The organism is Serratia sp. TMDUHS_CL, assembly GCF_037137105.1.
GTDB lineage: Bacteria > Pseudomonadota > Gammaproteobacteria > Enterobacterales > Enterobacteriaceae > Serratia > Serratia nevei.
This window is the reverse complement of record NZ_JBBBDV010000007.1, coordinates 51,207-76,579: the sequence shown is the minus strand read 5'-3', so window position 1 is coordinate 76,579 and position 25,373 is coordinate 51,207. Positions and strand designations below refer to the sequence as shown.

24 protein-coding genes are annotated in these 25,373 nt (G+C 63.0%); 5 read left to right on the top strand and 19 right to left on the bottom strand.

Annotation, left to right across the window (positions count from 1 at the left end; all coding sequences use genetic code 11):
• The first annotated feature begins 185 nt into the window (after nt 1–185).
• From sbcD to licT, 3 genes are all read left to right on the top strand, one after another.
• Nucleotides 186–1,418: an exonuclease subunit SbcD gene (sbcD, locus tag WCL58_RS14585; RefSeq protein ID WP_148876353.1), complete on the top strand. Its 1,233-nt coding sequence runs from the start codon at nt 186–188 to the stop codon at nt 1,416–1,418.
• Entirely contained in the window at nt 1,415–4,666 is a 3,252-nt protein-coding gene (gene sbcC / locus WCL58_RS14580; protein WP_336851320.1) for an exonuclease subunit SbcC, read from the top strand. The genes sbcD and sbcC overlap by 4 nt, the downstream gene beginning before the upstream one ends.
• Before the next feature lie 231 nt (nt 4,667–4,897).
• On the top strand, nt 4,898–5,746 hold the full coding sequence (gene licT / locus WCL58_RS14575; protein WP_100396230.1) for a BglG family transcription antiterminator LicT: 849 nt from the start codon (nt 4,898–4,900) through the stop codon (nt 5,744–5,746).
• Here the strand turns inward: licT and WCL58_RS14570 are convergent.
• From WCL58_RS14570 to mak, 3 genes are all read right to left on the bottom strand, one after another.
• Nucleotides 5,743–6,129 carry a type II toxin-antitoxin system VapC family toxin gene (locus WCL58_RS14570; protein ID WP_038873221.1) on the bottom strand — a complete coding sequence of 129 codons (387 nt, stop codon included), beginning with the start codon at nt 6,127–6,129 and terminating at the stop codon, nt 5,743–5,745. The two genes, licT and WCL58_RS14570, sit on opposite strands and share 4 nt — an antisense overlap.
• Complete coding sequence (locus WCL58_RS14565) at nt 6,126–6,359, bottom strand: type II toxin-antitoxin system Phd/YefM family antitoxin (RefSeq protein WP_049199831.1); 234 nt, start codon at nt 6,357–6,359, stop codon at nt 6,126–6,128. The genes WCL58_RS14570 and WCL58_RS14565 overlap by 4 nt, the downstream gene beginning before the upstream one ends.
• Before the next feature lie 102 nt (nt 6,360–6,461).
• A complete protein-coding gene (gene mak / locus WCL58_RS14560) occupies nt 6,462–7,376 on the bottom strand; it encodes a fructokinase (RefSeq protein ID WP_049199829.1) in 915 nt (304 codons plus the stop codon).
• Nucleotides 7,377–7,592: 216 nt separating this feature from the next.
• On the opposite strand from mak, the gene rdgC reads away from it, so the two are divergent.
• Nucleotides 7,593–8,504, top strand: a complete 912-nt coding sequence (rdgC, locus tag WCL58_RS14555) for a recombination-associated protein RdgC (protein ID WP_004940461.1) — start codon at nt 7,593–7,595, stop codon at nt 8,502–8,504.
• A gap of 65 nt (nt 8,505–8,569) precedes the next feature.
• Here the strand turns inward: rdgC and ppnP are convergent, their stop codons facing one another.
• The 14 genes from ppnP to WCL58_RS14485 form a co-directional block, all read right to left on the bottom strand.
• Nucleotides 8,570–8,860, bottom strand: coding sequence for a pyrimidine/purine nucleoside phosphorylase (gene ppnP, locus WCL58_RS14550; RefSeq protein ID WP_004940463.1), 291 nt, complete (start codon nt 8,858–8,860; stop codon nt 8,570–8,572).
• 212 nt (nt 8,861–9,072) lie between these two features.
• Nucleotides 9,073–9,750, bottom strand: coding sequence for an AroM family protein (locus tag WCL58_RS14545; protein WP_060423313.1), 678 nt, complete (start codon nt 9,748–9,750; stop codon nt 9,073–9,075).
• A 4-nt stretch (nt 9,751–9,754) separates the two neighbouring features.
• Entirely contained in the window at nt 9,755–10,684 is a 930-nt protein-coding gene (locus WCL58_RS14540; protein ID WP_336851319.1) for a DUF1177 domain-containing protein, read from the bottom strand.
• Nucleotides 10,685–10,718: 34 nt separating this feature from the next.
• Nucleotides 10,719–12,275 carry an OPT/YSL family transporter gene (locus WCL58_RS14535; RefSeq protein WP_060420419.1) on the bottom strand — a complete coding sequence of 519 codons (1,557 nt, stop codon included), beginning with the start codon at nt 12,273–12,275 and terminating at the stop codon, nt 10,719–10,721.
• A gap of 219 nt (nt 12,276–12,494) precedes the next feature.
• A complete protein-coding gene (locus WCL58_RS14530; RefSeq protein ID WP_197783870.1) occupies nt 12,495–13,268 on the bottom strand; it encodes an IclR family transcriptional regulator in 774 nt (257 codons plus the stop codon).
• A gap of 253 nt (nt 13,269–13,521) precedes the next feature.
• On the bottom strand, nt 13,522–14,313 hold the full coding sequence (locus WCL58_RS14525) for an energy transducer TonB (protein WP_060440590.1): 792 nt from the start codon (nt 14,311–14,313) through the stop codon (nt 13,522–13,524).
• Nucleotides 14,314–14,315: 2 nt separating this feature from the next.
• The gene (locus tag WCL58_RS14520) at nt 14,316–15,647 is read right to left on the bottom strand and encodes an HlyD family type I secretion periplasmic adaptor subunit (protein ID WP_064290409.1); all 1,332 of its coding nucleotides are present in this window, start codon (nt 15,645–15,647) and stop codon (nt 14,316–14,318) included.
• On the bottom strand, nt 15,644–17,422 hold the full coding sequence (locus tag WCL58_RS14515; RefSeq protein WP_164268442.1) for a type I secretion system permease/ATPase: 1,779 nt from the start codon (nt 17,420–17,422) through the stop codon (nt 15,644–15,646). The genes WCL58_RS14520 and WCL58_RS14515 overlap by 4 nt, the downstream gene beginning before the upstream one ends.
• 72 nt (nt 17,423–17,494) lie before the next feature.
• Nucleotides 17,495–18,061, bottom strand: a complete 567-nt coding sequence (locus WCL58_RS14510; RefSeq protein WP_033642038.1) for a heme acquisition protein HasA — start codon at nt 18,059–18,061, stop codon at nt 17,495–17,497.
• A 78-nt stretch (nt 18,062–18,139) separates the two neighbouring features.
• Nucleotides 18,140–20,839 (bottom strand): TonB-dependent receptor, encoded by a 2,700-nt coding sequence (locus WCL58_RS14505; protein WP_336851318.1) that lies wholly within the window; start codon nt 20,837–20,839, stop codon nt 18,140–18,142.
• 156 nt (nt 20,840–20,995) lie between these two features.
• Nucleotides 20,996–21,949: a FecR family protein gene (locus WCL58_RS14500; protein ID WP_336851317.1), complete on the bottom strand. Its 954-nt coding sequence runs from the start codon at nt 21,947–21,949 to the stop codon at nt 20,996–20,998.
• 76 nt (nt 21,950–22,025) lie between these two features.
• On the bottom strand, nt 22,026–22,526 hold the full coding sequence (locus tag WCL58_RS14495) for an RNA polymerase sigma factor (RefSeq protein WP_060423284.1): 501 nt from the start codon (nt 22,524–22,526) through the stop codon (nt 22,026–22,028).
• A gap of 144 nt (nt 22,527–22,670) precedes the next feature.
• Nucleotides 22,671–22,871: a YaiA family protein gene (locus WCL58_RS14490; RefSeq protein ID WP_046688340.1), complete on the bottom strand. Its 201-nt coding sequence runs from the start codon at nt 22,869–22,871 to the stop codon at nt 22,671–22,673.
• Between the two features lie 47 nt (nt 22,872–22,918).
• Nucleotides 22,919–23,323 carry a nuclear transport factor 2 family protein gene (locus tag WCL58_RS14485; protein WP_336851346.1) on the bottom strand — a complete coding sequence of 135 codons (405 nt, stop codon included), beginning with the start codon at nt 23,321–23,323 and terminating at the stop codon, nt 22,919–22,921.
• 96 nt (nt 23,324–23,419) lie between these two features.
• Here WCL58_RS14485 and WCL58_RS14480 point away from each other — a divergent pair, with 96 nt between their 5' ends.
• Entirely contained in the window at nt 23,420–24,163 is a 744-nt protein-coding gene (locus tag WCL58_RS14480) for a helix-turn-helix domain-containing protein (RefSeq protein ID WP_336851316.1), read from the top strand.
• Nucleotides 24,164–24,199: 36 nt separating this feature from the next.
• Here WCL58_RS14480 and aroL read toward each other — a convergent pair whose 3' ends face one another.
• Entirely contained in the window at nt 24,200–24,724 is a 525-nt protein-coding gene (aroL, locus tag WCL58_RS14475; protein ID WP_336851315.1) for a shikimate kinase AroL, read from the bottom strand.
• A 109-nt stretch (nt 24,725–24,833) separates the two neighbouring features.
• Complete coding sequence (locus WCL58_RS14470) at nt 24,834–25,352, bottom strand: GNAT family N-acetyltransferase (protein WP_070915512.1); 519 nt, start codon at nt 25,350–25,352, stop codon at nt 24,834–24,836.
• Nucleotides 25,353–25,373: the final 21 nt, after the last annotated feature.

The window sequence follows — 25,373 nt, the reverse complement described above, 5'->3', positions numbered from 1 at the left end:
GCGGGCGCCATTATGCGTCAGTTTTGTGACACTTTTATGAAAAAAAGCGGCTGTTATAGGCAGTAAGCATAGCGATTATTTCCCGCCGCAAAGAAAAATCATCCGGTTGTCATCATCATTGCGCCGGGACAGCCGCCGCCGCCGCCTTTATAATCATCGCCATTATCTTTGCATCCGGGAGTGTCATGCGCCTGATCCACACCTCTGACTGGCACCTTGGCCAGTACTTCTTCACCAAAAGCCGCGCCGCCGAGCACCAGGCTTTTCTGAACTGGCTGATCGAACAGATCGAACAGCAACAGGTGGATGCGCTGATCGTCGCCGGGGATCTGTTCGATACCGGCTCGCCGCCCAGCTACGCCCGCGAACTGTACAACCGTTTCGTGGTGGAACTGCAGCGCACCGGCTGCCAGCTGGTGGTGCTGGGCGGCAATCACGACTCGGTAGCGACGCTGAACGAATCGCGGGAACTGCTCTCCTGCCTGAACACCACGGTGATCGCGAGTGCGCAAAGCGCCCTTGAGCAGCAGATCGTGGTGCTGAACCGGCGCGACGGCCAGCCGGGCGCGGTGCTGTGCGCCATTCCTTTTCTGCGGCCGCGCGATCTGCTCACCAGCCGCGCCGGCGAATCCGGCGCGCAGAAACAGCAGGCGCTGCAGGAAGCCATCGCCGAACATTACCAAGCGCTGTATCAGGCGGCCTGCGAGCGCCGCGAGCAGCTGGGCTTGCCGCTGCCGATCGTCGCCACCGGCCATCTGACCACCGTCGGCGTCACCACCTCCGACTCGGTGCGCGACATCTATATCGGCACCCTGGACGCCTTCCCGGCGCAGGCCTTCCCCCCTGCCGATTACATCGCGCTGGGCCACATCCACCGCGCGCAGAACGTCGCCAAATCGGAACATATTCGCTATAGCGGCTCACCGATCCCGCTCAGCTTCGATGAACTGGGCAAAGCCAAAAGCGTCTTCCTGGTGGATTTCGCCGACGGCGCCCTGCAGCGGGTAGAAGCGTTAACGATCCCGCAGTTCCAGCCCATGCAGCTGATCAAAGGCGATCTGGCGGAGATTGAACGGCAGCTGCGACAATTTGCCGACTATGCCGGCGAGCTGCCGGTGTGGCTGGATATCGAAGTGGCGACGCAGGACTACCTCAGCGACATCCAGCGCCGCATCCAGCAGCTGGCGGATGCGCTGCCGGTGGAAGTGGTGCTGCTGCGGCGCAGCAAAGAGCAGCGCCGCCAGGCAATCGCGCAGCAGGATAAGGAAACGCTTAACGAGCTGAGCGTCAACGAGGTGTTCGAACGCAGGTTGGCGCAGGAGGCTGAGATGCCCGAAACGCGACAACAGCGGATGCGCCAGATGTTCCGCCAGGTGGTCGATGCGGTGCAGCACAACGCCGAGGAGACGAATTCATGAAGATCCTCAGCCTGCGGTTAAAAAACCTCAACTCGCTGCAGGGCGAATGGAAAATTGACTTCACCGCCGAGCCGTTCGCCAGCAACGGTCTGTTCGCCATTACCGGCCCGACCGGCGCGGGCAAAACCACCCTGCTGGACGCCATTTGCCTGGCGCTGTACCACCAGACGCCGCGCCTCAACGTCACGCCGAGCCAGAATGAACTGATGACCCGCCACACCGCCGAATCGCTGGCGGAGGTCGAGTTCGAGGTCAAGGGCGTCGGCTATCGCGCCTTCTGGAGCCAGCGCCGCGCCAAAAACGCGCCGGACGGCAACCTGCAGGCGCCGAAGGTCGAACTGGCGCGCCGCGAGGATGGCAAGATCCTGGCGGATAAAGTGCGCGACAAGCTGGAGCTCACCGCCGCCATCACCGGACTGGACTTCGGCCGCTTCACCAAATCGATGATGCTGTCCCAGGGGCAGTTCGCCGCGTTCCTCAACGCCGACGCCAACGATCGCGCCGAGCTGTTGGAAGAGCTGACCGGCACCGAAATCTATGGGCGGCTGTCCGAGCAGGTATTCGAGTCGCACAAGCTGGCCAAAACCGAGCTGGATGCGTTGCACCAACGCGCCAGCGGCATCGAACTGCTGAACGACGAGCAGCGCCAGTCTCTGACCGAACAGCTGACGGCGCTGAGCGTGCAGGAAAGCGCCCTCGGCGAGCACACCCAGCGGCAGCAACAGGCGCTGAGCTGGCTGCAGCAATGGCAGCACCTCCAGCAACAGCAAAACGAGGGGCAACGGCGGCTGGACACCGTCCAGCGCGAGCGGGCCGAGGCTGCCCCACAGCTGCAGCGGCTGGCGCTCAGCGAACCGGCCGAGAAATTGCGGCCGCTGCGCGGCGAACGCGATCGCTGCCGCGCCGAGCTGCAGACGATACAGCAGCAGGCAGCCCAGTTGACGCAGCAACAGGCGCAGCACTCGGCGCAGCTGGCGCCGCTGCAGCTGGCGGTGGAAAAGGCTCGTCTGGCGCAGCAAGCTCATGCCGAGCATATGCGGCAACAGCAACAGCTGATCGATGAACAGGTCGCCCCGCTCGACCATCAGATCGCCCAACTGCAGTCGACGCAGGCCGAGCGGCGACAGGCCGGCGATGCCGCCGCGCAGCAGTGCGCCCAACAGCAGGCGGCGCTGGAGCAGCTCACCGCCCAGCGCCGCCAACTGACGGCGCAGGCCGCACAGCATCAGCAGCAGCTGAACGCGCTGACCGAAGCGCTGGCCGTTCAACGGCAGCAGCAACAGGCGCTGGAGGCGCAAACGCCGCTGGCCCCGCTGCGCCAACGCCTGAGCGCCCTGGCGGATCTGCGCCCAACGCGTCAGCAGTTATTCACGCTCGCTTCCCTTTACCGTCAGACCCGCGAGCGTCTGGCCCGGCAACAGGCGGAGCACGCCGAGCGGCAAACGCAGCTCGCCGGGCTGCAACACCAGCTGGAGAACGCGCGTCAGCAATTCAAACAGCACAAGGCGCAGCTGCAGGAAGTGGAGCGGATCCACGAGCTGGAAAAACGCATCGTCAGCCTGGAAGCGGAGCGCGCCCTGTTGCAGAGCGGCGCACCCTGCCCGCTGTGCGGCTCCACCAGCCATCCGGCGGTGGAGCAATATCAGGCGGTGCAGCCTTCGGCGACGGAACAACGCTTGGTTGAGATGCGCACCCTCGCCGAGAAACTGCAAACCCAGGGCACCGAGCTGCGCACCCGCTGTGAAGGCCTGCAAGAGCAGCAGCAACGCCAGCAGCAGGCTATCGCGCAGGATGAGCAGCAGCTGGCTGCCCAACAGCAGCAATGGCAGCAGCTCAGCGCGCCGCTGGCATTCGACTTTACCCTGGCGGAGGGCGAGCAACTCAGCGCCTGGCTGAGCGGCTGCGACGACGAAGAGCGGCGCGGGCAGCACGCGCTGCAGCAGCATGAACAGGCGGCGCAGGCGGTACAACAGGCAAAAGACGCGCTCGCCGCTCTGCAAACGCAGCAGCAGCAGGCGCAGCAACAGCTGGCGCTGCTCGAAGAGCGCTTTACGCTGCTGCAGAAAACCCACGCCGACAGCCTGCAACAGCAGCAAGACCTGCTTCAACGCTGGCAGGAAGGCGAGAAGACCCTCGCCGAGCGGCGCGCGCAGCGGCTGGCGCTGTTCGGCGAACAGCGAGTCGCCGAGGTGCGGGAACAGCTGCGCGCCAAACAAACCGCCGGTGAACAGGCCAGCTTGCAGGCCGCCGAGCAGTGGCAAAAGGCGCAGGAACTGCGCGAGCGCCTGGCCGGCCAGCAGGCCGGGTTGCAACAACAGCACACCCAAATGCAGGAACGGCTGCAGCAGGCGGAGCAGCAATGGCAGCAGGCGCTGGCCGACAGCGAATTCGCCGATGAAACTGCCTTCGCCGCCGCGCTGCTGGACGACGCCCTGCGCCGCGAATTGCAGCAGCGCAAAGAGCAGCTGCAGCAGCGGCAGGTAGAGGCTGCGGCCCTGCTGGCTCAGGCAACGCAAACGCTGGAGCAGCATCGGCAGAACCGCCCGGAAGGGGTGGATGAAGCCAACGCGGATCTCGACGTACTCACCCAATCGTTGGCCGAGCTGGCACAGCAGTTGAAGGCGCTGCAGCTGAGCCAGGGCGAGCTGCGCAACCAGCTGGAAAGCGACGCCGCCCGCCGTCTCAATCAACAGGCGCTGTTCGAGCAAATCGCCCGCAGCCAGCAAGACTACGACGACTGGAGCTACCTCAACCAGCTGATCGGCTCGAAAGAAGGCGACAAGTTCCGCCGCTTCGCGCAGGGGCTGACGCTCGATCATCTGGTTTATCTGGCCAACCTTCAGCTCGGCCGGCTGCACGGGCGCTACCTGCTGCAGCGCAAAACCAGCGACGCGCTGGAGCTGCAGGTGGTGGACACCTGGCAGGCCGACGCGCTGCGCGATACCCGTACCTTGTCCGGCGGCGAGAGCTTCTTGGTCAGCCTGGCGCTGGCGCTGGCGTTGTCCGATCTGGTCAGCCACAAAACCAGCATCGACTCGCTGTTCCTCGACGAAGGCTTCGGCACGCTGGACGCCGAAACCCTCGATACTGCGCTGGACGCGCTGGACAGCCTGAATGCTTCCGGTAAAACCATTGGCGTGATCAGCCACGTCGAGGCGATGAAAGAGCGCATTCCGGTGCAGATCAAAGTGAAAAAGGTCAACGGGCTCGGCGTCAGCCGGCTGGAGGCGCACTTCAGGCTGGAATGATCCCGCCGTGCGCGGTACAGAAGTGTGACCGCGGCGGCACTCCGCAGTGAAAAGCGTTGAGCCGCGGCGAGCACGGGTTATTATGCAGGCATAACAGGATTGTTACTGTATCCCCTCCGCCGCTCAGGCCACAGGACAGAAACATAAAATACAGGCAAAACCTGACGCCCGGGATCGCTTCCGGGCGTCAGGTTTTTTCGTTTTCAGGATGCTGAAACACCGGGAAAGACCATGAAAATCGCTAAAATACTCAATAATAACGTGGTGATTACGCTGGACGACCGTCAGGAAGAGACGGTGGTAATGGGAAAAGGAATCGGCTTTAAAAAGAAGCCCGGCGACACGCTGGACGAAAGCCTGATCGAAAAGGTGTTCACCCATAACGGCGGCGAAATCGCCGAGCGTTATAAAGAGCTGCTCTCCGAGATCCCGCTGGCCTGCGTCACCACCGCCGACAAGATTATTACCCTCGCCCGCGAACGGCTGCCGGGCAAGTTGCATAACATCGTCTACATCACGTTGACCGACCACATCCATTTCGCTCTGCAGCGCCATGCGGAAGGGTTGGATATCAAAAATGCGTTGCTGTGGGAGATTAAAAAGCTCTATCCGGCCGAGTTCGCCGTCGGCCTGGAGGCGCTGGCCCTGATCGCCCAACGGCTGGATACCGCGTTGCCGGAAGACGAAGCCGGATTTATCGCCCTGCACCTGGTCAACGCCCAGCTTAACGACGAGATGCACAATACGCTGCACATCACCCGCGTGATGCAAGAGATCCTCAACCTGGTCAAATACCACTTCCGCTTTGATTACAACGAGGAAGCCCTGAGCTACCACCGTTTCGTCACCCATTTGAAATTCTTCGCCCAGCGCCTGCTGGGGAAAAACTACGTCGACAGCGACGACGACTCGCTGTATCAGGTGGTGAAAGAGAAATACCGTGAGTCATTCGCCTGCGCCGGCAAGATCAACCGCCACATCGAAAAGCACTATCAGCATCAGCTCACCACGGAAGAGATGATGTTCCTGACCATTCATATCGAACGGGTGCGCAGCGAAAGCGAGGAAAAACCGGCTTAACGGCGGGCGTCCGCCACCCGCACGCCGTACTGCGGAAACACCGCGTCGGCGGAGATCAGCGTCAGCCCTTCGGCCTGCGCCTGTGCGATCAGCATGCGATCGAAAGGATCCTGATGATAGGGCGGCAGTTGCCCGGCCTGTTGGCAGTGAAAGGCGTCCATCGGCAGCGCCAGAAAATCTTCGGCCTCGATGATCGCAAAGATGTCTTCCGGCAGCGCCAGCTTGCCCAGCGCCTGTTTGATCGAGATCTCCCAAATGCTGGCCGCGCTGACGTACACCGCATTGCCCGGATCGGCGATCTGCCTTTTGGCGTTCGCGCCCAAGCAGGCGTCATCAATCAGCCACCACAGCAATGTGTGGGTATCCAGCAGCAGACGCTTCATTCATCGCCCTCAAACAGCGCCGCAATGGCCGCATCCCCCGCGTTGAAATCCGCCGGCACGGTGAACTTGCCCTTGGCGGCGCCGGGGCGGCGCGCTTCGCCCTGGATGGCGACCAGCTGTACGTACGGCTTCCCTGCTTTTGCAATAATCACGGTTTCTCCCTCCGCGGCTCTGTCCGCCAGCTGGCTCAGATTGGATTTGGCTTCGTGCATATTGGCCTGAATTGCCATACGCGTCCTCCTTAGCTAAGTTAGCTAAAGCATAAAGCGCCGTCCAGTTTTTGTACAGGGAGTCGTTTAAAGCGCGAGCAGTCTCGCGCTTTGTTGCAACGCTTAGCGCTGCTGTTGCGGCCACAGCCAGGCCGCACCGCGTACGCCGCTGGAGTCGCCGTGCACCGCCTTGCGGATCGGCGTTTCACACTCGCCGCCAAATACCCAACCTTTCACCCTTTCAGGCACCGTGCGGTACAGGCGATCCACGTTGCTCATGCCGCCGCCGAGCACCACCACGTCCGGATCCAGAATGTTGATCACGTGCGCCAACGCTTTCGCCAGCCGCATTTCGTAGCGAACGATCGCCTGCTCCGCCAGCGCATCGCCCCGCTCGCTCAGCGCCATGATCTCGTGCCCTTGCAGCGCGTTGCCGCTCAGGCGCGCATAGTCGGTGGCGAAACCGGTGCCGGAAATAAAGGTTTCGATGCAGCCCGGCTTGCCGCAGTAGCACGGCACTTCGCGGGCGTAACGCAGCTCATCGTCATCCTGCCACGGCAGCGGATTGTGGCCCCATTCGCCGGCGATGCCGTTGCCGCCGGAATGCGCCTGGCCGTTCAGCGCCACGCCGGCGCCGCAGCCGGTGCCGATAATGACCGCAAACACGGTTTGCGCGCCGGCGCCTGCGCCGTCGGTAGCTTCCGACACCGCCAGGCAGTTGGCGTCGTTAGCGATACGCACCTCGCGCGCCAACAGCGCCGACAGATCCTTGTCCAACGGTTGGCCGTTGAGCCATACCGAGTTGGCGTTTTTCACCCGCCCGGTAAACGGCGACAGCGTGCCGGGAATGCCGATCCCGACCGATCCCTGTTCGCCGGTATGATCTTCCGCCAGTTTCACCAGCCCGGCGATCGCCGCCAGGGTTTGCCCGTAGTCATGACGCGGCGTGGCGATACGATGGCGAAACAACTCCCGCCCGTCGTCCGCCAACGCAATCACTTCAATTTTTGTCCCGCCCAAATCGATGCCAATGCGCACGTTTTTTTCTCCTCGATGCAGCGCAGCGTTGCCACAGCCTAATGTAAGCGCGCGGATGAATCACCTGTTTCCCTCTCCCCGGCCAGGCCTTTTCCGCTGCGTACGGCGACGCAATTCGGAGAGAATGGGGCGATTTTTCAGCGTCAATTCGTTATCATGCCGCCCTGCTTTTGACGAATCAGCGTGCCGAACGCACGCCCAGCCAGGGATAACATTATGCTGTGGTTTAAGAATTTGATGGTTTACCGTTTGAGCCGCGAAGTGGCGTTAAACGCGGATGAAATGGAAAAACAACTCAGCGCGTTCGCCTTCACGCCGTGCGGCAGCCAGGACATGGCGAAGACCGGCTGGGTCTCCCCGATGGGCTCGCACAGCGATGCGCTGACGCACGCGGTCAACGGCCAGATCGTCATCTGCGCGCGCAAGGAAGAGAAAATCCTGCCGTCGCCGGTCATCAAGCAAGAGCTGCAGGCCAAGATTGAGCGCCTGGAGGCGGAACAACACCGCAAACTGAAGAAAACCGAGAAAGACGCGCTGAAGGACGAAGTGCTGCACAGCCTGCTGCCGCGCGCGTTCAGCCGCTTCAATCAGACCTTCATGTGGATAGACACCGTCAACGATCTGATCATGGTCGATGCCGCCAGCGCCAAACGCGCCGAAGATACGCTGGCGCTGCTGCGCAAGAGCCTCGGCTCGCTGCCGGTGGTGCCGTTGACCATGGAAAGCCCGATCGAACTGACGCTGACCGAATGGGTGCGTTCCGGCGAGATGCCGGCCGGCTTCGCCATTCAGGATGAAGCGGAACTGAAAGCGATTCTGGAAGAAGGCGGCGTGATCCGCTGCAAGAAACAGAATCTGATCAGCGACGAAATCGCGGTGCATATCGAAGCCGGCAAGCTGGTGACCAAACTGGCGGTGGACTGGCAGGAGCGCATTCAGCTGATGCTGTCGGACGACGGCTCGCTCAAGCGCCTGAAGTTCGCCGACACGCTGCGCGAACAGAACGACGATATCGATCGCGATGACTTCGCTCAGCGCTTTGACGCCGACTTTATCCTGATGACCAGCGAGCTGGCGGCGTTGATCAAAAACACCATCGAAGCGCTCGGCGGCGAAGCCCAGCGTTAATCCCGCCGCAGAAACGACCAGGGCCCAGCATCCGCTGAGCCCTGCGTTCCCCTAACGAACAAAATTTATTTGCTCAGGTAGCGGCACAGATAGGCGGTCGCATCGGCCACCTGCAGGTTGAACTCGCTGTGCCCCGGCACGAAGAACTTCTCGCCCGGCGTAAACACCTGCCAGTCCGGCGCCCCCGGCAGCAGCACTTTCAGCGCCCCGGTGATCACCGTCATTTCTTCCGGTTGCGCGGTGGAGAAGGTGTATTCCCCCTCTTCCATCACGCCCACGCTGGTAAGACCGATGCTGCTACTGTCAAAACCGATAGACTTCACTTTTCCGGCAAAATACTCATTCACTTTCAGCATAGACTGGCACCCGCGTAATCATCTTGATGGAAAATCCATATTGGGGGATTGCGGTTGATCTGTCACTGGTTTTTCGCGCGAAATGCGATCGCGGCGCAGAGGAAAACGCTGCCGGGCCTCTCATCGGCAGCCAGGGCTGCTGAAGCCCTGGGCGATCCCTGGGCGCAAAGCGCCTGAGGCCGCGTCGAGTGCCTGACTTATCGCTATTTGAATCAGTCGATTAACTCTGCGGCCAGCTTGGCGACCAGTACGTTCGACAGCAGCACCGGCACCGACAGACGCGCCTGCAAAAAGGCGCGATGGCGCTGGTGATAACCGATGCAGTCGAGCACCACCACCTCCGCCCCCTGCCGCAGCAGTGCGCAAGCCGCCTGCTCCAGCGCGGCCTCATCTGCCAGATAGGGGCTGGCGACGGCATAGCTCGGCGGCGTCGCCAGCTGCCGCCATTTACCCGCCTGCTGCCCAACCTGTTCCGCCATCGGCACCACGATGCCGACGCGGTGTGCGCCGACGATCGCGGAGATCAACGGCGGAATAATGCGATCCGGCTCCAGCAACAGCGCCTGTTCCGCCTGCAAGCGGCCGAATTCGCCGGTGCACAGCAACAGGATCACCTGGCACCCCGCCGCCTCCAGCTCGCGGATCTTCTGCTGCAACCCACTTTCGACGCGAGCGGCACCGAGCGTCACCTGCGTGCCGTCCAACAGGCGCGACACCAGCAGCTTATCGCCCTGTTGCGGCGCATAACGCTCGGCGATCTGCCCGGCATCCAGGCCGTCCAGCAAACCGACGTGCCTCACCCGCTCCGCCGGCAGATAAGCAGACAGCAGCGGCATGATATCGCTGCGCGGCGCCTGACCGAGGGTCAGCGTGGCGAATGAAGCCGTCATGGATCTATCTCCTTTTTTGCAGGTGGCTCAGGCTGCCGTACAGCGCCAGCAGCTGGCCGTATTCGGCGGCATCGTAGAACCGGCAGGTGCCGCGGCCGAATTCTTTGGCGACTTCCACCGCGAATTTGGCCGCCAGCGCGATGTCCGTTTCGTGGCTGGCGCCGGTGCCGCAGCCCGGCACCACCGATTCGCTGCAAATCGCCACGCCAACCACCGGCGCCGCAGTAGCGGTCGAGGGCTGCAGGATGCTGTTGAGGTGATGCACGCCGTTGCCGTAAGGGGTGATGTCCTGCGTGGTGATCGGGAAGGTCACCGCCGGGCGGCCGCTGGTCATCTCCATGATGCGCAACAGATCTTCCGCCACCCGCAGGATGTAGCCCTCTTTCACCGTCGGCGACAGCGCATAGCCTTTGTGGTTGATGATACGGTTGCCTTTGGTGGTATCGATCGACAGGATGGCGTCCGCCTCCGGCACCACTTCATTATCGTTCATCGTCACGTCATCGATCGGCGAATCCATAAAATCGACCGGATCGTGCGGGCGGGTCGGCGCGTTCGAGCAAATATGGGTGGTGACGATCACATCGCCCGGCAGCGTATCGCCCTTACGCTGCATCTCCGCCAGCTTCAGCGCGGCGGCAATGGCAGCGATCGCGCCGTCGCCGTCGGACACCAGCCCGATACGCGTCGGCCGCGCGCCGATGCCGCCCAGGCGGCCGATAATGCCCAGCGTCGGCGCCGCACCGCCAGCGAATTTGCCTGCGCTACCGGGGATCTCGATGCGCACGAAATCGGTGCCACCCTTCGGCCCGTCGGCGCGCAAGGTGCTGGCCCGGATCGCCGGGTAAGGCGCAAACAGATCGACGACGTCCTGGCCGCTGACGAATGCGCTATCCATCAATTCAAAAACCTGCAGCGTTTGTTGCAAACTCATGGTCGTTTTACCTCACCAATGTCATCGGCAGGGGCTATTTGCCCTTGCTGGAAAAAATCGAGCTGAAGAAGTTGTAGAGCGCGTCGCCGGCGATAAACCCGGCCGCCATGATCTCCATCGGCGTGCGGCCGCGATCGCCCCAACGGCGCAGGATCGCCACGCGCAGCGCGATGCCCACCAGCACCGCCCACCCGGCCAAGGCGTTGTTGATCAGCAGGCCGGTCGCCAGCAGCACGCCGAGCTGGCGCTTAGGGCCGCCGATCAGCTGTACCACGGCGCCGGGGATCGCCCAGATCAAAAGGCTCCAGGCGATGCCCGGCTGCGCACCGGCTTCGATGGTCTTCGCGTAAACGCGCGCGACCGGCGGGATCAGGTCCTGCAGGAAATAGCTGTGATAAGAGAGGTAAACCACCGGAATGGCGATGAGGAAGGCGATCAGCGCCGCAAACAGCTGAATGCGGCGCCCCAGCAGCTCCTGCCGCAGATCCTCGCCGTAGCCGCGCAGGATGAAGCCGGCTTTCAAATCAAAGCCCATGTCGGCGAAAGCCGGCCCGGTGGCGGCGGTAAAACCGGTCAGGATGCACAGCGCCAGCGGTGGGAAACCGATCAGGATACCGACGATCAGGGTGATCAACGCCACCGCGAACGCCGGAAACCAGCCGGAGTGCATGGCGGCGATACCGACGATCAGCTCATGAACGAAAGCGGCGAACGCCGCGTAAATCACGAACAGCGCCAACATCGGCAGCGACATCTCGCTAAACAGCCCGCCGACCAGAGCCAAAAACGCGGCGATGGCGATGTAGCCGACTGCGCCCAGGCCGAGCGCTTTGCTTACCGCACTGTCCGGCTGGGTATAACCGGCGCTATCGGCGCGGCGGCTACGGATCACCTGCGCAACCTGGATCAGCGCCACCAGGCCGGCGCCGACCATCACGCCGTGCGGAATAAAATGGGCGTTGATATCAAAACCGGCTACCGGCTCGGCGTAGGCCCGCAGCAATAGCCCGACGCCGAACATGCTCAGCGCCCAGATATTGCCGATAAAGGCGGTGCCGAAGGCCGCCATGGGGATCTTGAGCATTGATCCGGCGATGCCCACCCCTACGCCCACCACCAAAAGCCAGGCCTGCTTGCCGCCGCGATCGCCGGCTTTAATCGCCTCCGCGGCGGCGACGCCGGGCGGCCAGGCATTGGCGGCGGGGAACACTTTGGTATCGAACAGGCGATAAAGCAGATAGGCGTCGAGCAGCATCGCCGCCGCCACGCCGCAGAACATCGGTAAAATAAGCTGCGGTTGCCCCATCACGTAAGGCACCGCAATCGGCATCAGCAGGCAATTGGCCGCGCCGAAGGTGGCGGAGGAGATCACCGTCTGCGCCAGGTTCTGGGTGTGCACCGAGCGGTAGCGTTGGAACATTTGCAGCGGAATACGTGCCAACAGCATGGCGATCAGCGCACCGATGATCGAGGTGTTGGGCGTCACGCCCAGCGTGGTGATCAGCTGAACGCCGATGATCGCTCCCACCACCGAAAGCAGCGCCATGACCAACAGCGTGCCGGCCTCTTTTAGCGGATTATTTGATTTCATGCTTGGTTTCCCTGAATATTCCCTGCCGCGTGGCGGAAATAACGCCAGGCGATAGCTCGCCGCGGCAGTTCCATTATTTGGAACTGCCGGCGTCATAACGTGGTTATTTTCTTATTTACCCTATCTATTTATCACCAGTAAAATACGGTGAAATATAATTAATGAGTTCCCTGGTGTCGGCGCTCGTTAATTATGATGCAACACGATAGCTCAGGCGCGTTATTTGATCTGCTGCCAATAATCATCGCCATATTTTTCCGCCAGTTGGCGGCTGACTGCGATTAATTCAGCCAGGACTTCCGGTACAAACGGCTGCACCTCGCCCTGCGAGGGGAAGGACAGGCACAGCCCCACCGTCTCGCTGCCGTGCTTGTTCACCAGCGCGGTCGCCAGCGAACTGATGCTGTTCAGGGTTTCATTGCGCGCCAGCGACCATCCCTCACGCCTCACCTGCTGCAACTTCTGCAACAGCGTATCCAACGTTTGCGGCGCATTGGGCGAAGTCGCCCGGTAACCGCCGGCGTAACGCGCCCGAACCTGCTCGTCGCTTTCACGCGCCAGTATCGCCCGGCCGACCGAGGTTTCCGCCGCCGGTGAGCGGTAACCCGCCGGAGTCACCACCTGCAAAAAGTGACGGCCGGGGAACATGCGCATCACCATGATTTCCTGCCCTTCCAATATCGAAAGGTAGCCGGTACAGGCCGTCTGGCGGCACAGCTGCGCCATACTGGCCGCCAGGCTGTCCACCAGCGGCATCGACAGGTAGTGGCTGGATGCCGCCAGCAACAGCGCGCCGATGCGGTAACGCCGGCTATCAGGATCGCGCTCCAGCATGCCCTGATTTTCCATGGTCTGCAGCAGGCGCGATACCGTGCTTTTCGGCAACGCCAGTTGGCCCACCACGTCGCTGAATGCAATGCCCGGCTGGCCATGCATCACGCGTTGTTGAGAAAAGAGTTTTAATACCGCAGCGGCATTTTCCAGCGTTGTCATGATCCGCCTTGTTCCACTATATGGAACTCAGTTCCTGTTTTATAATTAAAAACTAGAACCCGAACTCCTCAGCGTCAAGCTGTTTATTTTTTGTCAGCCGCAAAATAAAAGGCATTCGTGCTTTTTAAATGAAAATATCGCGCAGAACGCCAACTTATCCGCGCCAAATAAAATAACGATACGCTTCAAAAATAATGAATGGCAGGACAAGCTGCTGAAAAATGAGTTTATCAGGAGGAGATATTGTCGCGGCTCAAAAACCCGCGCCGCGCAAACTGAAATCGATCGGCAACGTCAATTCCACCGTGCCGTTGACGTAAGCATCAGCCGGCGGCGTAGGCAACGGCGAAGCGCGCTTGACCAGCGCCTGGATTTCGCGATCCAGCGACGGCAGCCCGGCGCTGCTGACCAGCGTCACCGCCAGCACATGGCCCTGCCTGTCCAACGTGAAACGCACCTGCCCGACGCCCTGGCGCTTCAGCCGCAATGCGTCTTTGGGGTAACGCTTAAAGCGATTAAGGCGGCTGTTGATCCGGCTGCGCCAGCTATCCTCCCCCGCCTGCGCATAGGGCGTCAGGCGGGTTTGCGGCGCGGCCGTTTTATCCGCCCGGCCCGGCGGCGGCGCGCCGACGCTTTGCTCCTGAACCTTCGGCGGCGCGATCGTTTTCTCCTGCGGCGGCGTGCGTGGCGGGAGGGTTTTCTTCACCGGCTTGGGCGGTTTTTTCTGCTTCGGCGCTACGGCGATGTTCGGCCGTACGGCTTCAGGCACCTTCACCGTCGGCAAGGGTTCCGGCGGCGCCGGCGGTTCAACCTGAGGCGGCGGCGTCCTTTCTCCCGGCGGTTGTTTTACCTCGGCCGGGGCCTGCGGTGCGGCGGCCATCACCACCATGACCGCCGGCGGCGGCACCCACGGCGGCGCGGCCTTGTCTCGCCAGGGCCAGAGCAGCGCCGCGGCCAGCAGGTGCAGCGCCAGCACCAGCACCAGGCAACGGCGCCAGGGCATGGCGGCGCCGGGCGCGGCGAAAGGCAGTGGAGAAACCGACATGCTCACTCTTCCGTCAGCGCCAGGTGAAGGCGATCGGTCAGCGGTTTGAACAGGTAGTTCATCATCGAACGCTCGCCGGTGCGGATGAACCCTTCGACCGGCATCCCCGGGCGGATCTCCAACCCGTTCAAGCGCTGCAGGCCCGCTTCGCTGACCTTGGCGCGCACGCTGTAATAGGGCGCACCGCTTTTCTCGTCGGTCAGGCGATCGGCCCCGACCAGCGTCACTTCGCCCTCAACGCGCGGCGTGGTGCTTTGGTTAAACGCCGAGAACAACAGCTCGACCGGCAAGCCCACCTGCACCTTGTCGATCAGCTCGACCGGGATACGCGCCTCCACCTGCAGCCCCCGATCGCTGGGCACGATCTCCATCAGCTGCTGACCGGCGCCGATCACGCCGCCTTCGGTGAACACGCTCAGCCCCACCACGGTGCCTGCCACCGGCGCTTTCACCTGCGTATGGCCCAGATCGGCCTCCGCCTTGGCCAGGCGGTTATCCAGTTCGTCCAGCTTCATCCGTACCTCGGCCAGCTGGCTGCTGACCTCTTTCTGATACTCTTCCCGCCGCTGGATCGCCCGCAGCTTCAGCTCCAGGATCTGGCGCCCCAGGCGGCCGATATTGCCCGTGTCCTCGGACGCCTGGCCGTCGATCTGCGCATACTGCCCTTCCAGATCCAGCAGCCGGTTGCGCGCCACATACCCCTGTGCCGCCAGCTTGCGCATGCCGCCCAGCTGTTCCTGCAACATGGCCTTTTGCCGCTGTTTGCTGGCGTAAGACTGCCGGATCCCCTCCAGCATCGCCTGCGATCCGGCGATGCTCTCCGCGATCGCCGCCAGCTCGCTCTGCAACGCCGCACGGCGGCTGGTGAACAGCTGCTGTTGCAACAGCATCAACGACATCACCTCCGGTTCCTCCCGCCGCGCTTGCAACAACGCGGGGAAAACGATCGCCTGCAGGCCGTCGCGCTCGGCCTGCAGCCGCGCCCGCTGCGCGGCGTTGCTCAACTGCTGGCTGCGCAGCGCATCGCGCTGGGTGCGGCTGTCGACGGTATCCATCAGCAACAGCACCTGCCCGGCGCGGACCCGGTCCCCCTCATGCACCTGAATTTGCGACACCACGCCGCCGCTCGGGTGCTGTACCGCCTTGCGGTTACCGGCCACCACCACGCTGCCGGAAACCGGCACGCCCTTATCCAACGGCGCCAACAGCCCCCACAGCAGGAAGCCGCCAAATCCCAGCAGCACCAGCCAGCCACCGAGCCGCAAATGACGCCCTTCGTCGAACTGTCGGGAAAGGGCGTCGATATCGCCGGGGATCACACTCTGATTGCTCATACTTTTCGTTCACCGCTGGCCGTTTTGGCAAAGTTGGCGTAGTTGACGTTGAAGCCGCCGCTGCTGCGCCCGACGTTGGCCGGTACGGCAGCGGGCGCAAAACCAGGCAGTTTCTTCAGGATGGCGTCGCTGGGGCCGAAGTGCTGCACCTGGCCGGCGGCCAGCACCAGCAGTTTGTCGGTCGTCGCCAGGATCGCCGGTTTGTGGGTCACCAACACGATGGTGGTGCCGCGCGCCTTCAGCGCTTCGATCGCCCGTTGCAGCGCCTCTTCCCCTTCACGATCGAGGTTGGCATTCGGTTCATCCAGCACCACCAACGCCGGAGAGCCATACAGCGCGCGCGCCAGCGCCACCCGCTGACGCTGGCCGCCGGACAGGCCGCTGCCGCCCTCGCCCAGCTCGGTTTCATACCCTTTGGGCAAATGCAGGATCAATTGGTGTACGCCGGCCAGCGCGGCGGCGGCCACCACCTTCTCGGCGTCAACCTGGCCAAAGCGGGCGATGTTTTCCGTCAGCGTACCGGCGAACAGCTGGATATCCTGCGGCAGATAGCCGATATGCGGCCCCAGCTGCTGTTTGTCCCACTGCCGGAGATCCGCGCCGTCCAGCCGCACGTCGCCGCTGAGCGGCGTCAGCGCGCCGACCAGTTGGCGCATCAGCAGCGTTTTGCCGGAGCCGGACGCACCAATGACGCCCAGCACCTCGCCGGCCTCCAGACGAAAACTGACGCCGTGCAACACCGGTACGCTCCCCCCGGGCGCAGCGGCGGTCAGCTGATTCACGGCCAATGCGCCGCTGGGCGCCGGCAGCGGCAGGCTCGCCGCCTGCGGCGGGTTGGCGGCCAGCATCACCTCCAGCCGCTGCAGGGACTGGCGCGCCGACGACCACTGCTTCCAGGCGCCGATCAGCTGATCGATCGGCCCCAGCACCCTGCCAATCAGGATCGATCCGGCGATCATCATGCCCGGCGTAATGTCGCCGTTGACCGCCAGCAGCGCGCCGCAGCCCAACATCAGCGACTGCAGCGCCAGCCGCACGGTTTTCGACCAGGCGGTGACGGCGGCGATTTTCTCACTGGCGCGGTTCTGCAACAGCAGGAACTGCTGATGCTGCCGCAGCCAGCGCAGGCGCAAATCGGTCAGCATCCCCATGGCGGCGATGGCCTCCGCATTGCGCAGGTTACCGTTGGCCTGCTGCGTGGCGCTCAGCGCGACCCGGCCGGCCTCCGCGAGCGGCACCTGCGACACCCGCTGGTTGAGCCAGGCCAGCAGCACCAGCACGATCACTCCGGCGCTGGCCAACGCGCCAAGCCAGGGGTGGAGCAGAAAAACCACCAGCAGATAAACCGGGAACCAGGGGGCATCGAAAAAGGCGAACAGCGCATTGCCGGTGGCGAACTGGCGCAGGTTGGTCAGATCGTTCAGCGCCTGCCCTGCCAGCGGGTTGCCGGTTTTCAGATTGGTTTCAAAGGCGGCGTCGTAGACCCGCTGATTCAGGCGCATATCCATCTGGGCGCCGAGGCGGATCACCACCTGGCTGCGCACCCACTCCAGCAGCCCCATAAACAGGTAAAGGCCGACCACCATCAGGGTCAGCATCGCCAGCGTCATGCGGTTGCCCGACGGCAACACGCGATCGTAGACCTGCAGCATGTACAGCGCCGGGGCCAGCATCAGCAGGTTGATCACCGCGGTAAACAGCGCGATGCCCCAAAATCCGCGCCGGTATGCGGCCAGCACGCTCATCACTTCTCCGCGCCTGACGGCGTTTTTCATGGCGTTTTCCATCGGCTAAAAACGAGAAAATGCCCGCCGGGGCGCGCGGCACCGGCGGGCAAACGGCCGCGATCAGGCCGCCAGCAGTTCCGGGCTGTCGGCATGCTGCACGCCCACCGCCGTCGCCGCCGCCACCTGATCGAAGGTGGAATTGACGCTCAGGCCGTAGTCGTCGAGGATGCCGTTCAGCGCGGTTTCCAGCGCGCCGGTATCGCCGGACATCAGGCCGTACACCACCTGATGCACCACGCCATCGTGGCCCTGCGCCTGCAGGCTGCTGAGGTTCAGGCCGCCGAAGCTGACGTCAGGCACCTGGATGTTGTACGGCGTGGAGCCGCCGCCGTTCAGGCCGTCGCCGAACGACAGCGAATCCAGCTGGCCGTACAGGGTGTGCGCCGGGGCATTGAACAAGGTGTAGGTCAGGTTGCCGCCCGCCACGAACGAGGTAACGTTGTTGGCGGTGCTGGTCACGGCGTATTGGCTGCCGGACAGGCTGCCGCCATAGAAGCCGCCGCTGTTGGAGTCGGTGACGTTACCGTTGGTGTGGTTGATATCGCCAAATGACGACGCCCACTCGTTCAGATAGTTATGGATGCTGTAGCTGCCGAAGCTGCTGTCATAGTTGACTGAAAATGCCATTTCTCTATCTCCATTGATGAATGGCGCCCCTTGCGAGGCCGCCCTTGTGCTCAAGAATGAGCAACGCCCTTTTACTGCTTAAAAACGGTATTCCACCCCGCCCTGCACGGTACGGCCGCGCCCCAGCGTGTTGGCCAGCGTCTCGCCGTAGCTGACGACGTAGGCGCGGTTGGTCAGGTTCTCCACCGAGCCGCGCAGCGTCAGGCTGTCGGTCAGCTTGTAGCTGGCGTACAGATCGAACAGGGTGTACTTCGGCCAGTCGGCCAGGTACGGGTAGTTGGACGGCACCGAGCTGTCCTGATAGCCCGGCGCGAAGCGCACGGTCACCCCGGCGTCCAGCTTGCGATCGAAAGCGCGGCCGCCCAGCGTCACCGAGCCGCGATCGCCCGGCAGATAGGCGGCCGTGCCGAACTGCGAGCCCCCGTCGCACGTGACGGCATCATTGGACGCGGCATCCGGTTCAACATAGAAGTTGCCGCGGCGCGAACCGTCGCCGTAGCGCAGACGCCCTCCCAGCCAGGCTTTGTTCGAGCAGAACTCGTTTTTGCCGATCATATGGGTGTAGGTCAGGTCGGCGTAGAACACCCCGGCGTCATAGTTGAGCTGATACTCCAGCCCGCGGAAGCGGGTTTTCGACAGGTTGTTGACGTAAGCGGCATTGCCGATGCTCGGCTGCACCAGCCCCGGTTTATTGCGGTCTATCGCCAGGTTGATGTAGTTGTCCACTTTGGTGTCGAAGTAGGCCACCTTGGCCACCAGCCGATCGCCCTCAAACCACAGATCCGGCTGCTGCACGTTGAACCCGACTTCCCAGGCGCGCGAGCGTTCGGCCTGCAGGAACGGGTTGGGGTATTGCGTGGAGGTACTGTGCGCGCTGCCGTTGGTCAGCGTTTCGGTGATCGCCGGCGGCCGCCAGGATTTGCCGTAGGTGGAATACAGCTCCAGCCACTCCACGCCGGGGCGCACCGCCACCGCCAGCGTCGGCGACAGTTTGCCCTGATCGCGGTCAACCGCCCAATCCTCGCGGGTGGTGGTTGAACAGCCGGTCAGACGCAGCGCTTTGCAAGGATTGTCAATCGTGTAGCGTTGCCCATCCTTAGCCAAATCCGGATAGCTCAGGCCGGTCTGGCCGCGCAGGCGATAGCGGTCGTAACGTAGCCCGCCCTCCAGCGTCAGCCAGCCGTCGTAGTCGTAGGTCAGGTTGGCGAACAGGCTGGCTACCGAACGGTTGCCGGCCGGCGTCACCCCTTCCATGCCTTGGCGGGAAGAGTCGCTGGTCGCTTTGTCGTAATAGAACTCCAGCCCGTAGTTGGCGCGGAAGTCGTGCCCCGGCGCCAGGCTGAAGCGCGAGGTGTTTTGCGCCTGCGCGCCATAGGTACGCAGACGAGTGCGCGTCGCGTAGCCGTTGTCCAGCAGCGTACTGGTGCTGTAGGTGTCGCTGTCGTCCTGAGTATCGACGTAATACAGCTTGGCCTGAAAATCGAGCCAGTTGACGCCTTCCGGCGCCAGGCTGTAGTCGAACGCCGCATTGCGCGCCATCACGTCGCTGTAACCGGTGCGCTTCCAGCCCAGTTCATAGGGCGGGCGGGTGCCCAGGTTGGTCAGCGTGCCGGCGATCGGCGACGCGGCCTGGGTCTGCAGATAGCTCAGCTGCAGGCGCTGATTGGCGGGCAGGTTCCAGCCCACCTTGGCCAGCCGCGAGTGCATGCGGTAGTTTGTGTCGGGGATTTTGTTGTTCTTGATGCTCTCGGCGTAGCGATCGTAATTGCCGGTGTCATTATTGATACGAATGTTGCCGATATCGCCCTTGTTGCCGGGCCAATAGTCGCCGAGGTGGCGTTCGCTGGCGGCCAGCAGGATATCGCCGGTTTCGTTGCCCAATGCCAATATGCCGCTGCCGATGAAGTGGGTGCCGTTATCGCCGGTGCTGGCGTGCAGCTTGCCGCCCAGCTCTTTGCCCGGCGCCAGGAAATCGCTCGCGCTGACGGTATTGAAGGTGGCGATACCGCCGAGCGTACCGGCGCTGCCCATGCCGCCGGAGGTGCCCTTGTCGATGGTCACGCCGGACAGCAGCTCGGAATCGATGTACATGGTGCCGTTACGCTGGCCATGGCCGCTCTTTTGAAAATTCTGCCGCATGCCGTCGATGTTCATGTTCACCCGGCCATAGTCTTGTATGCCGCGGATGTTGACCGACAGCGCCGGATCTTGCTGGCTGACGCTGGAATAGGCCCCCGTCGTCTGCTCCAGAATATCGGCCGCGTGTCGCGCCGGGCGGTTATCCATCTGTTCGCGGCTGATGACGCTGACCGAGCGCGGTTCGTCGTAAACCCAATCGTTGGCGTTGATGCCGCCGGCGCCCAGCACCGTCAGGCTATCCAGCGCCAGCGCACCGCCGTCGCCGTTTGCCGTCGGCAGCCGGCTCAATACGATCTGCCCCTGCGGCTGCAGGCGGAAAGCCACCGGATTGTCGCCAATCAAGCGCCGCAGGCCCTGTTCGACGCTCATGCTGCCGTTCAGCGCTGCCGCCTGCATGCCGTCGAGCTTCACCTCGTCGAAAAATACCTGCATATCGGCCTGCTCGGCGAAGCGCAACATGGCGCTCTGCAGCGGCTGCGCCGCAATGTTGAAATGCTTTTGCTGTGCGGCCTGCGCGCTGCTCGCGTCAGCCTGGGCGGCGAGCGCCACCGCCGGCTGAGTCAGCATCATCGCCGCCAGCGCGGCGCGTACCGCCGTGGCCAATCGGCCGGCCGGCGTGGTTCCCTTGTGAATAAACATGCGTGTGTGTTCCACCCGAAAGAATGCCAAACCAAGTGATAATGGAAATCAATCTCGTTTAAACATAAGGACGTTCCGGGAGGCAAAAACCCGTAAAGATTTTTTACAGAAAGTGAAAATAGCGGCGAAACGGGCATCCCGGCCCGCCTTTGCCGCTCAGTACAGCAGCGTGATGCCGGGGAGATTCAGCTGACGGGCGGAGAGTTCCTGACGAATGGCGCCGACGCCGTCATCGAGTTTATTGAGCGCGAACACGCCGCTCACCGTGCGTGCTCTTAGCGCGGGGTTGACCGCCACGATGCGGATTTCGCGATAGCGATTGAGCTGCGCGAGCGCCTGCGCCAGCGGTTGGCGGTCGATCACTAGCCAGCCGCGCCGCCAGGCGTCATCACCAGCCGCTTGCCGCGTCAGCCACAGCAGGCCGCTGCGGTAATGCGCCGCCTGACGTTGCGCGACCACCAGCGAGCGCTCGCCGCGCTCGAGCGTCACCCGCACGCTGTGCTGATGCACGCTGACGTCCACGCCCTGCTCGGTGCGCGCTACGCTGAATTCGGTGCCCAGCGCCTGCGTGACGCCGTTTTCCGCCTCCACCCTGAACGGGCGACGTTCCGCCCCGCCCAGCGGCGCGACGATAAAATAGGCGGTGCCGCGCAGCAATCGCACCTTGCGCTCGTCTGCAGAATACGCCAGCGCGATCGCGCTGCCGCTGTCCAGCGCCACCCGGCTGCCGTCCGGCAACGCAACTTCGCGCACCTCGCCGCGAACGGTTTGATAATCCGCCTGCATGCCGATCCACAGATCCGGCCCGCGATAAACGCCGAAGGAAACGGCGATCGCCACCGCCGCCGCCACCGCCCAGCGGGGCCATCGATGGTGAGAGGGCGTTTTCAGCGCCGCCACCTGCGGCTGTAACGCCTGCCGCTGCTCTGGCGGCAGCTGCCCCAGCGTCGTCCAAAGCTGGCGAGCCTGACGCAGCGCCGCCGGATGCTGCGGATCATCGGCCAGCCAGGCGTCCAGCGCTTGCCGCCGTTCGGCGGGCAGCGCCCCTTCGGCCAGGCGTACGGCCCAGGCGGCCGCCTGCTGTCGCGCCTGCGCGGTTAGCGGTTTCATGATGACGTAGACCCCTGTTTTTTCTGGTTATAGGTTAAGACGTCTGAGGGCGGATAAACCCGTAAAAAAATTGCCATTATTGTTCTTCCATACGCGCCATCAGCCGCTCGAGCGCGCTGGCCAGGTGTTTTTCTACCGTGCTGAGCGACACGCCCAGCTGCGCCGCCACCTGCGCCTGGGTCAGGCCATCGAGCCGGTTAAGGCGGAAAATCTGCTGCGTGCGCGACGGCATGCCCGCCAACGCCTGTTGCAACAGCTGCAGCAGTTGGCTATCGATCGCCAGTTGTTCAAGCGCCGGTTCGCCGGAGGGATACTGCGCCAGAATGTCGTCTTCTACCGCTTCGGTCTGCCGCCGCTGCTGCTGGCGCAGATGGTCGAGCATCAGGTTTTTGGCGGTTTTATACAGGTAGGCCTCAATATCGAGAATGTTACCCTGCGGGTATTGCTCGGTAAGGCGGGTAAAACTTTCCTGCGCCAAATCCGCGGCCAGCTGAGGGTCGCGCAGTTTGGCGTTCAAATAAGTCTGCAGCGGCCGCATGTGGCGCAGAAACAGCGCCTGCAACTCGGAATTGGACATCTCTTTTCCCAGAAGTGAAACACCCAATAGGGGCGATAAAAATCACATAAATGATTATCATTATCAATATTGTTCTGGGAAATATGTGCTAAGGCGGGGATAAACAGGAAACCGGCCTGACGCCGGTTTCCGCTGGGCTGCAGGTCAGAGCTCTAACGCCTCGTCCTCATAGCGATGCTTGGCGTCGAGCGCTTCCTGCTCGGTTTCATGTTCACTGAGCAGCGTATTCGGCTCAATGTCGTCGGTGCGCACTTCAAAACGGCGCAGATGCAGGCTCGGGTCGCCCCGAAACACCTCTACGACGCGGGCGCTCCGTGGATAAGCAGGTTGATCATTTTCGCGCATGCCGTTCTCCCGTGTGTTTCACACAGTAGCAAGTATAGCAGCCGCCCTCATTCCGACACGCGCGAGCCAAGATCGCGATCGCCGGGGGAGCCCGCCAACAGCTCGGTCAGTTCGTCACAGGCGCAAATGCGGCCCTCACGCACGGTGAAGTGCGCCAGCACCCGCACGCGGCTGCAGGAACCATCGCACTTTTCCAGCTCGACCAGATGGTGGGTCAGCACCGCCTCGCCCTGCTCCGCCGCCGCGATCACGCTCAGCGTCATGCGGCGGGTTTGCCGCTTCAGCAGCGCCATGTGTTGCTCAAACTGCTCGAAGTTCAGCGCCTTGCCATCCACCTGCTGGCGGTAGTCAGCGCTGAAACGGGCGGCGATCTGCGTCGGCCGGTGCTCCGGGCTGGCGACGACCTGCTGCAGCGTATCGAGTACCAGATCCAGTGGGGTAAGTTGAGTCATCATGTTTCTCCGAAATAGGGTGAACGACGATCCTATCCCGCTCAAGCGATGGCATAATAACCACATCAAGACTTTTAATAACGTTAAACGGCCAACATGACGCAGATCCGCAGCCAACGCCTTCAGCATGAAAAAAAACACCTGACGCCCTGGCACCGGCACGAAGGCGGCCAGATCTATCTCTTGACGCGCGGCATGCTGGCCATGGAACTCCCGGGCCGGCAATGGGCGATCGCCGGCGGTACGCTGGGCTGGCTGCCGCCGGGATGCGCCCATCAGGCGCTGGCCTGCGGCGACGTGGCAGGCTGGAGTCTGTATCTGCCGGTGGAAAGCGTGCCGGAGATGCCGCCGCAGCCGCAGCTGTTCACGGCCTCTGCGCTGTTGCAGGCCCTGGTAGAGCGCATCGCGCAGTTCCCCGCCGGCCCGCTGAGTGCGCCGCAACGGCGGCTGCTGCAGGTGCTGCTGGACGAAATGCACGCGGCAAGCCGCGCCCCTTTGCAATTGCCGCTGCCGCAGGACGCCCGGTTGCTGAACATCGCCCGGGCGCTGCTGAACGATCCCGCCAGCCTGCGCAGCCAGCGCGACTGGGCCGCCTGGGCCGGGCTCAGCCCGCGCACCCTGAGCCGCCGTTTTCTGCAGGAAACCGGCATCAGCTTCGCGCTGTGGCGCCAGCAGGCGCGGGTATTGCGTTCACTGGAGGGATTATCACGCGGCGAAGCGGTCGGCGAGGTGGCCGACGCCTGTGGCTATGACAACGTCAGCGCCTATATCGCCGCCTTTCGCCGCCGCTTCGGCGTCACGCCCGGGGCGTACTTTGCGCCGGCTCGGCAAACGGAATAAGAAAACGGGCGCCCAGCGCCCGAAGAGAAGAAAGGGTTACTTCACCGTCTCACGCGGCAGCACCGCGAGGATTTGTTCCACCACCCGCTGCGGATCGGCGGCGCCGTCTATCACGTAATGCGCGGCGTCCTGATACAGCGCTTCGCGCGCCGCCAGCACCTCGAGCATCTCCTCGGCGATCGGCCTGCCGGTGAGCGTCGGGCGCTGCGCATCTTCCGGGTACTCTGCCAACCGCCGCGCCAACACGCTGGCCGGCGCGCGCAGGTAGATAACGGTGCCATGCTGACGCATAAACTGACGGTTCTCCTCCGCCAGGATCGCCCCGCCGCCGGTGGCAACTATAGTTGACGGCTTGGTCACGGTTTGCAACGCGATGGTCTCGCGGCGGCGGAACCCCAGCCAGCCCTCGCGCTCGACCATTTCCGCCACGCTCATCTGCGCCGCCTGCTGCATAAACAGATCGGTATCGACGAACTGATAGCCCAACGCCAACGCCAATGCGCTGCCTACCGTGGTCTTGCCGGCTCCGCGAGCGCCTATCATGAACAGGGTTTGTGTCATTACGGGTTGTCCCTTATGCGGTGACTTGAGTGCATTGCATACCAAAATACCGAGCGGGTGCGATGGCGTGGTGGTGGCATCATACCCTGCCCGCTCTGTATTTCAACATTTACGATAGTGTAAATTCCATGGCACAGCGACTGCCTGCGGCAAAGCCGTGCGCCAGATCCTCATCCAGATGCCGCCGCAGGGCAGCCGTGAGCCGCGCGTCGTCGAGCGGCCGGAATCCCAGCCGCCGGTAGTAAGGCGCATTCCACGGTACCTCGATGAAGGTGGTGAGCGTCAGGCGGCCAGCGCCCTGCCGTTTGGCCTCTTCCGCCACCGCGCCGATCAGGCGACGGCCGACGCCCTGCCGCTGCCAGGTGCCGGCGACCGACAATTCGGCGATGTGCCAATCGCCCCCCTGAACCTGCACGGCGATAAAACCGGCGCACTCGCCGTTGTCGCTTTCCGCCAGCCATTCACGGCGTTCGGCAATAAACGCGGCATGCTGCTGCGGGGCCATCACCTCGCCTTCGGCGATAAAGCGCCATTCCGGCTGCTGGCGAAACAGCTGCGCCGCCGAACGTTCAACCGCCATCAGATGCACGATATCCCGCTGCTGCGCCAAACGAATCTGCAGGCTCATGGGTTCTCCTTAACGTTGGGG

Bases quoted from the DNA above. Each gene is read 5' to 3' on its own strand.
- WCL58_RS14495 (WP_060423284.1), bottom strand. From the start codon at position 22,526: ATGTCCAATTCCGAGTTGCAGGCGCTGTTTCTGCGCCACATGCGGCCG.
- WCL58_RS14470 (WP_070915512.1), bottom strand. From the start codon at position 25,352: ATGAGCCTGCAGATTCGTTTGGCGCAGCAGCGGGATATCGTGCATCTG.
- WCL58_RS14505 (WP_336851318.1), bottom strand. From the start codon at position 20,839: ATGTTTATTCACAAGGGAACCACGCCGGCCGGCCGATTGGCCACGGCG.
- WCL58_RS14545 (WP_060423313.1), bottom strand. From the start codon at position 9,750: ATGACGGCTTCATTCGCCACGCTGACCCTCGGTCAGGCGCCGCGCAGC.
- WCL58_RS14540 (WP_336851319.1), bottom strand. From the start codon at position 10,684: ATGAGTTTGCAACAAACGCTGCAGGTTTTTGAATTGATGGATAGCGCA.
- ppnP (WP_004940463.1), bottom strand. From the start codon at position 8,860: ATGCTGAAAGTGAATGAGTATTTTGCCGGAAAAGTGAAGTCTATCGGT.
- WCL58_RS14570 (WP_038873221.1), bottom strand. From the start codon at position 6,129: ATGAAGCGTCTGCTGCTGGATACCCACACATTGCTGTGGTGGCTGATT.
- WCL58_RS14510 (WP_033642038.1), bottom strand. From the start codon at position 18,061: ATGGCATTTTCAGTCAACTATGACAGCAGCTTCGGCAGCTACAGCATC.
- licT (WP_100396230.1), top strand. From the start codon at position 4,898: ATGAAAATCGCTAAAATACTCAATAATAACGTGGTGATTACGCTGGAC.
- WCL58_RS14535 (WP_060420419.1), bottom strand. From the start codon at position 12,275: ATGAAATCAAATAATCCGCTAAAAGAGGCCGGCACGCTGTTGGTCATG.
- WCL58_RS14485 (WP_336851346.1), bottom strand. From the start codon at position 23,323: ATGACTCAACTTACCCCACTGGATCTGGTACTCGATACGCTGCAGCAG.
- WCL58_RS14525 (WP_060440590.1), bottom strand. From the start codon at position 14,313: ATGTCGGTTTCTCCACTGCCTTTCGCCGCGCCCGGCGCCGCCATGCCC.
- aroL (WP_336851315.1), bottom strand. From the start codon at position 24,724: ATGACACAAACCCTGTTCATGATAGGCGCTCGCGGAGCCGGCAAGACC.
- WCL58_RS14530 (WP_197783870.1), bottom strand. From the start codon at position 13,268: ATGACAACGCTGGAAAATGCCGCTGCGGTATTAAAACTCTTTTCTCAA.
- rdgC (WP_004940461.1), top strand. From the start codon at position 7,593: ATGCTGTGGTTTAAGAATTTGATGGTTTACCGTTTGAGCCGCGAAGTG.
- WCL58_RS14500 (WP_336851317.1), bottom strand. From the start codon at position 21,949: ATGAAACCGCTAACCGCGCAGGCGCGACAGCAGGCGGCCGCCTGGGCC.
- WCL58_RS14490 (WP_046688340.1), bottom strand. From the start codon at position 22,871: ATGCGCGAAAATGATCAACCTGCTTATCCACGGAGCGCCCGCGTCGTA.
- WCL58_RS14515 (WP_164268442.1), bottom strand. From the start codon at position 17,422: ATGAAAAACGCCGTCAGGCGCGGAGAAGTGATGAGCGTGCTGGCCGCA.
- sbcC (WP_336851320.1), top strand. From the start codon at position 1,415: ATGAAGATCCTCAGCCTGCGGTTAAAAAACCTCAACTCGCTGCAGGGC.
- WCL58_RS14565 (WP_049199831.1), bottom strand. From the start codon at position 6,359: ATGGCAATTCAGGCCAATATGCACGAAGCCAAATCCAATCTGAGCCAG.
- sbcD (WP_148876353.1), top strand. From the start codon at position 186: ATGCGCCTGATCCACACCTCTGACTGGCACCTTGGCCAGTACTTCTTC.
- WCL58_RS14520 (WP_064290409.1), bottom strand. From the start codon at position 15,647: ATGAGCAATCAGAGTGTGATCCCCGGCGATATCGACGCCCTTTCCCGA.
- WCL58_RS14480 (WP_336851316.1), top strand. From the start codon at position 23,420: ATGACGCAGATCCGCAGCCAACGCCTTCAGCATGAAAAAAAACACCTG.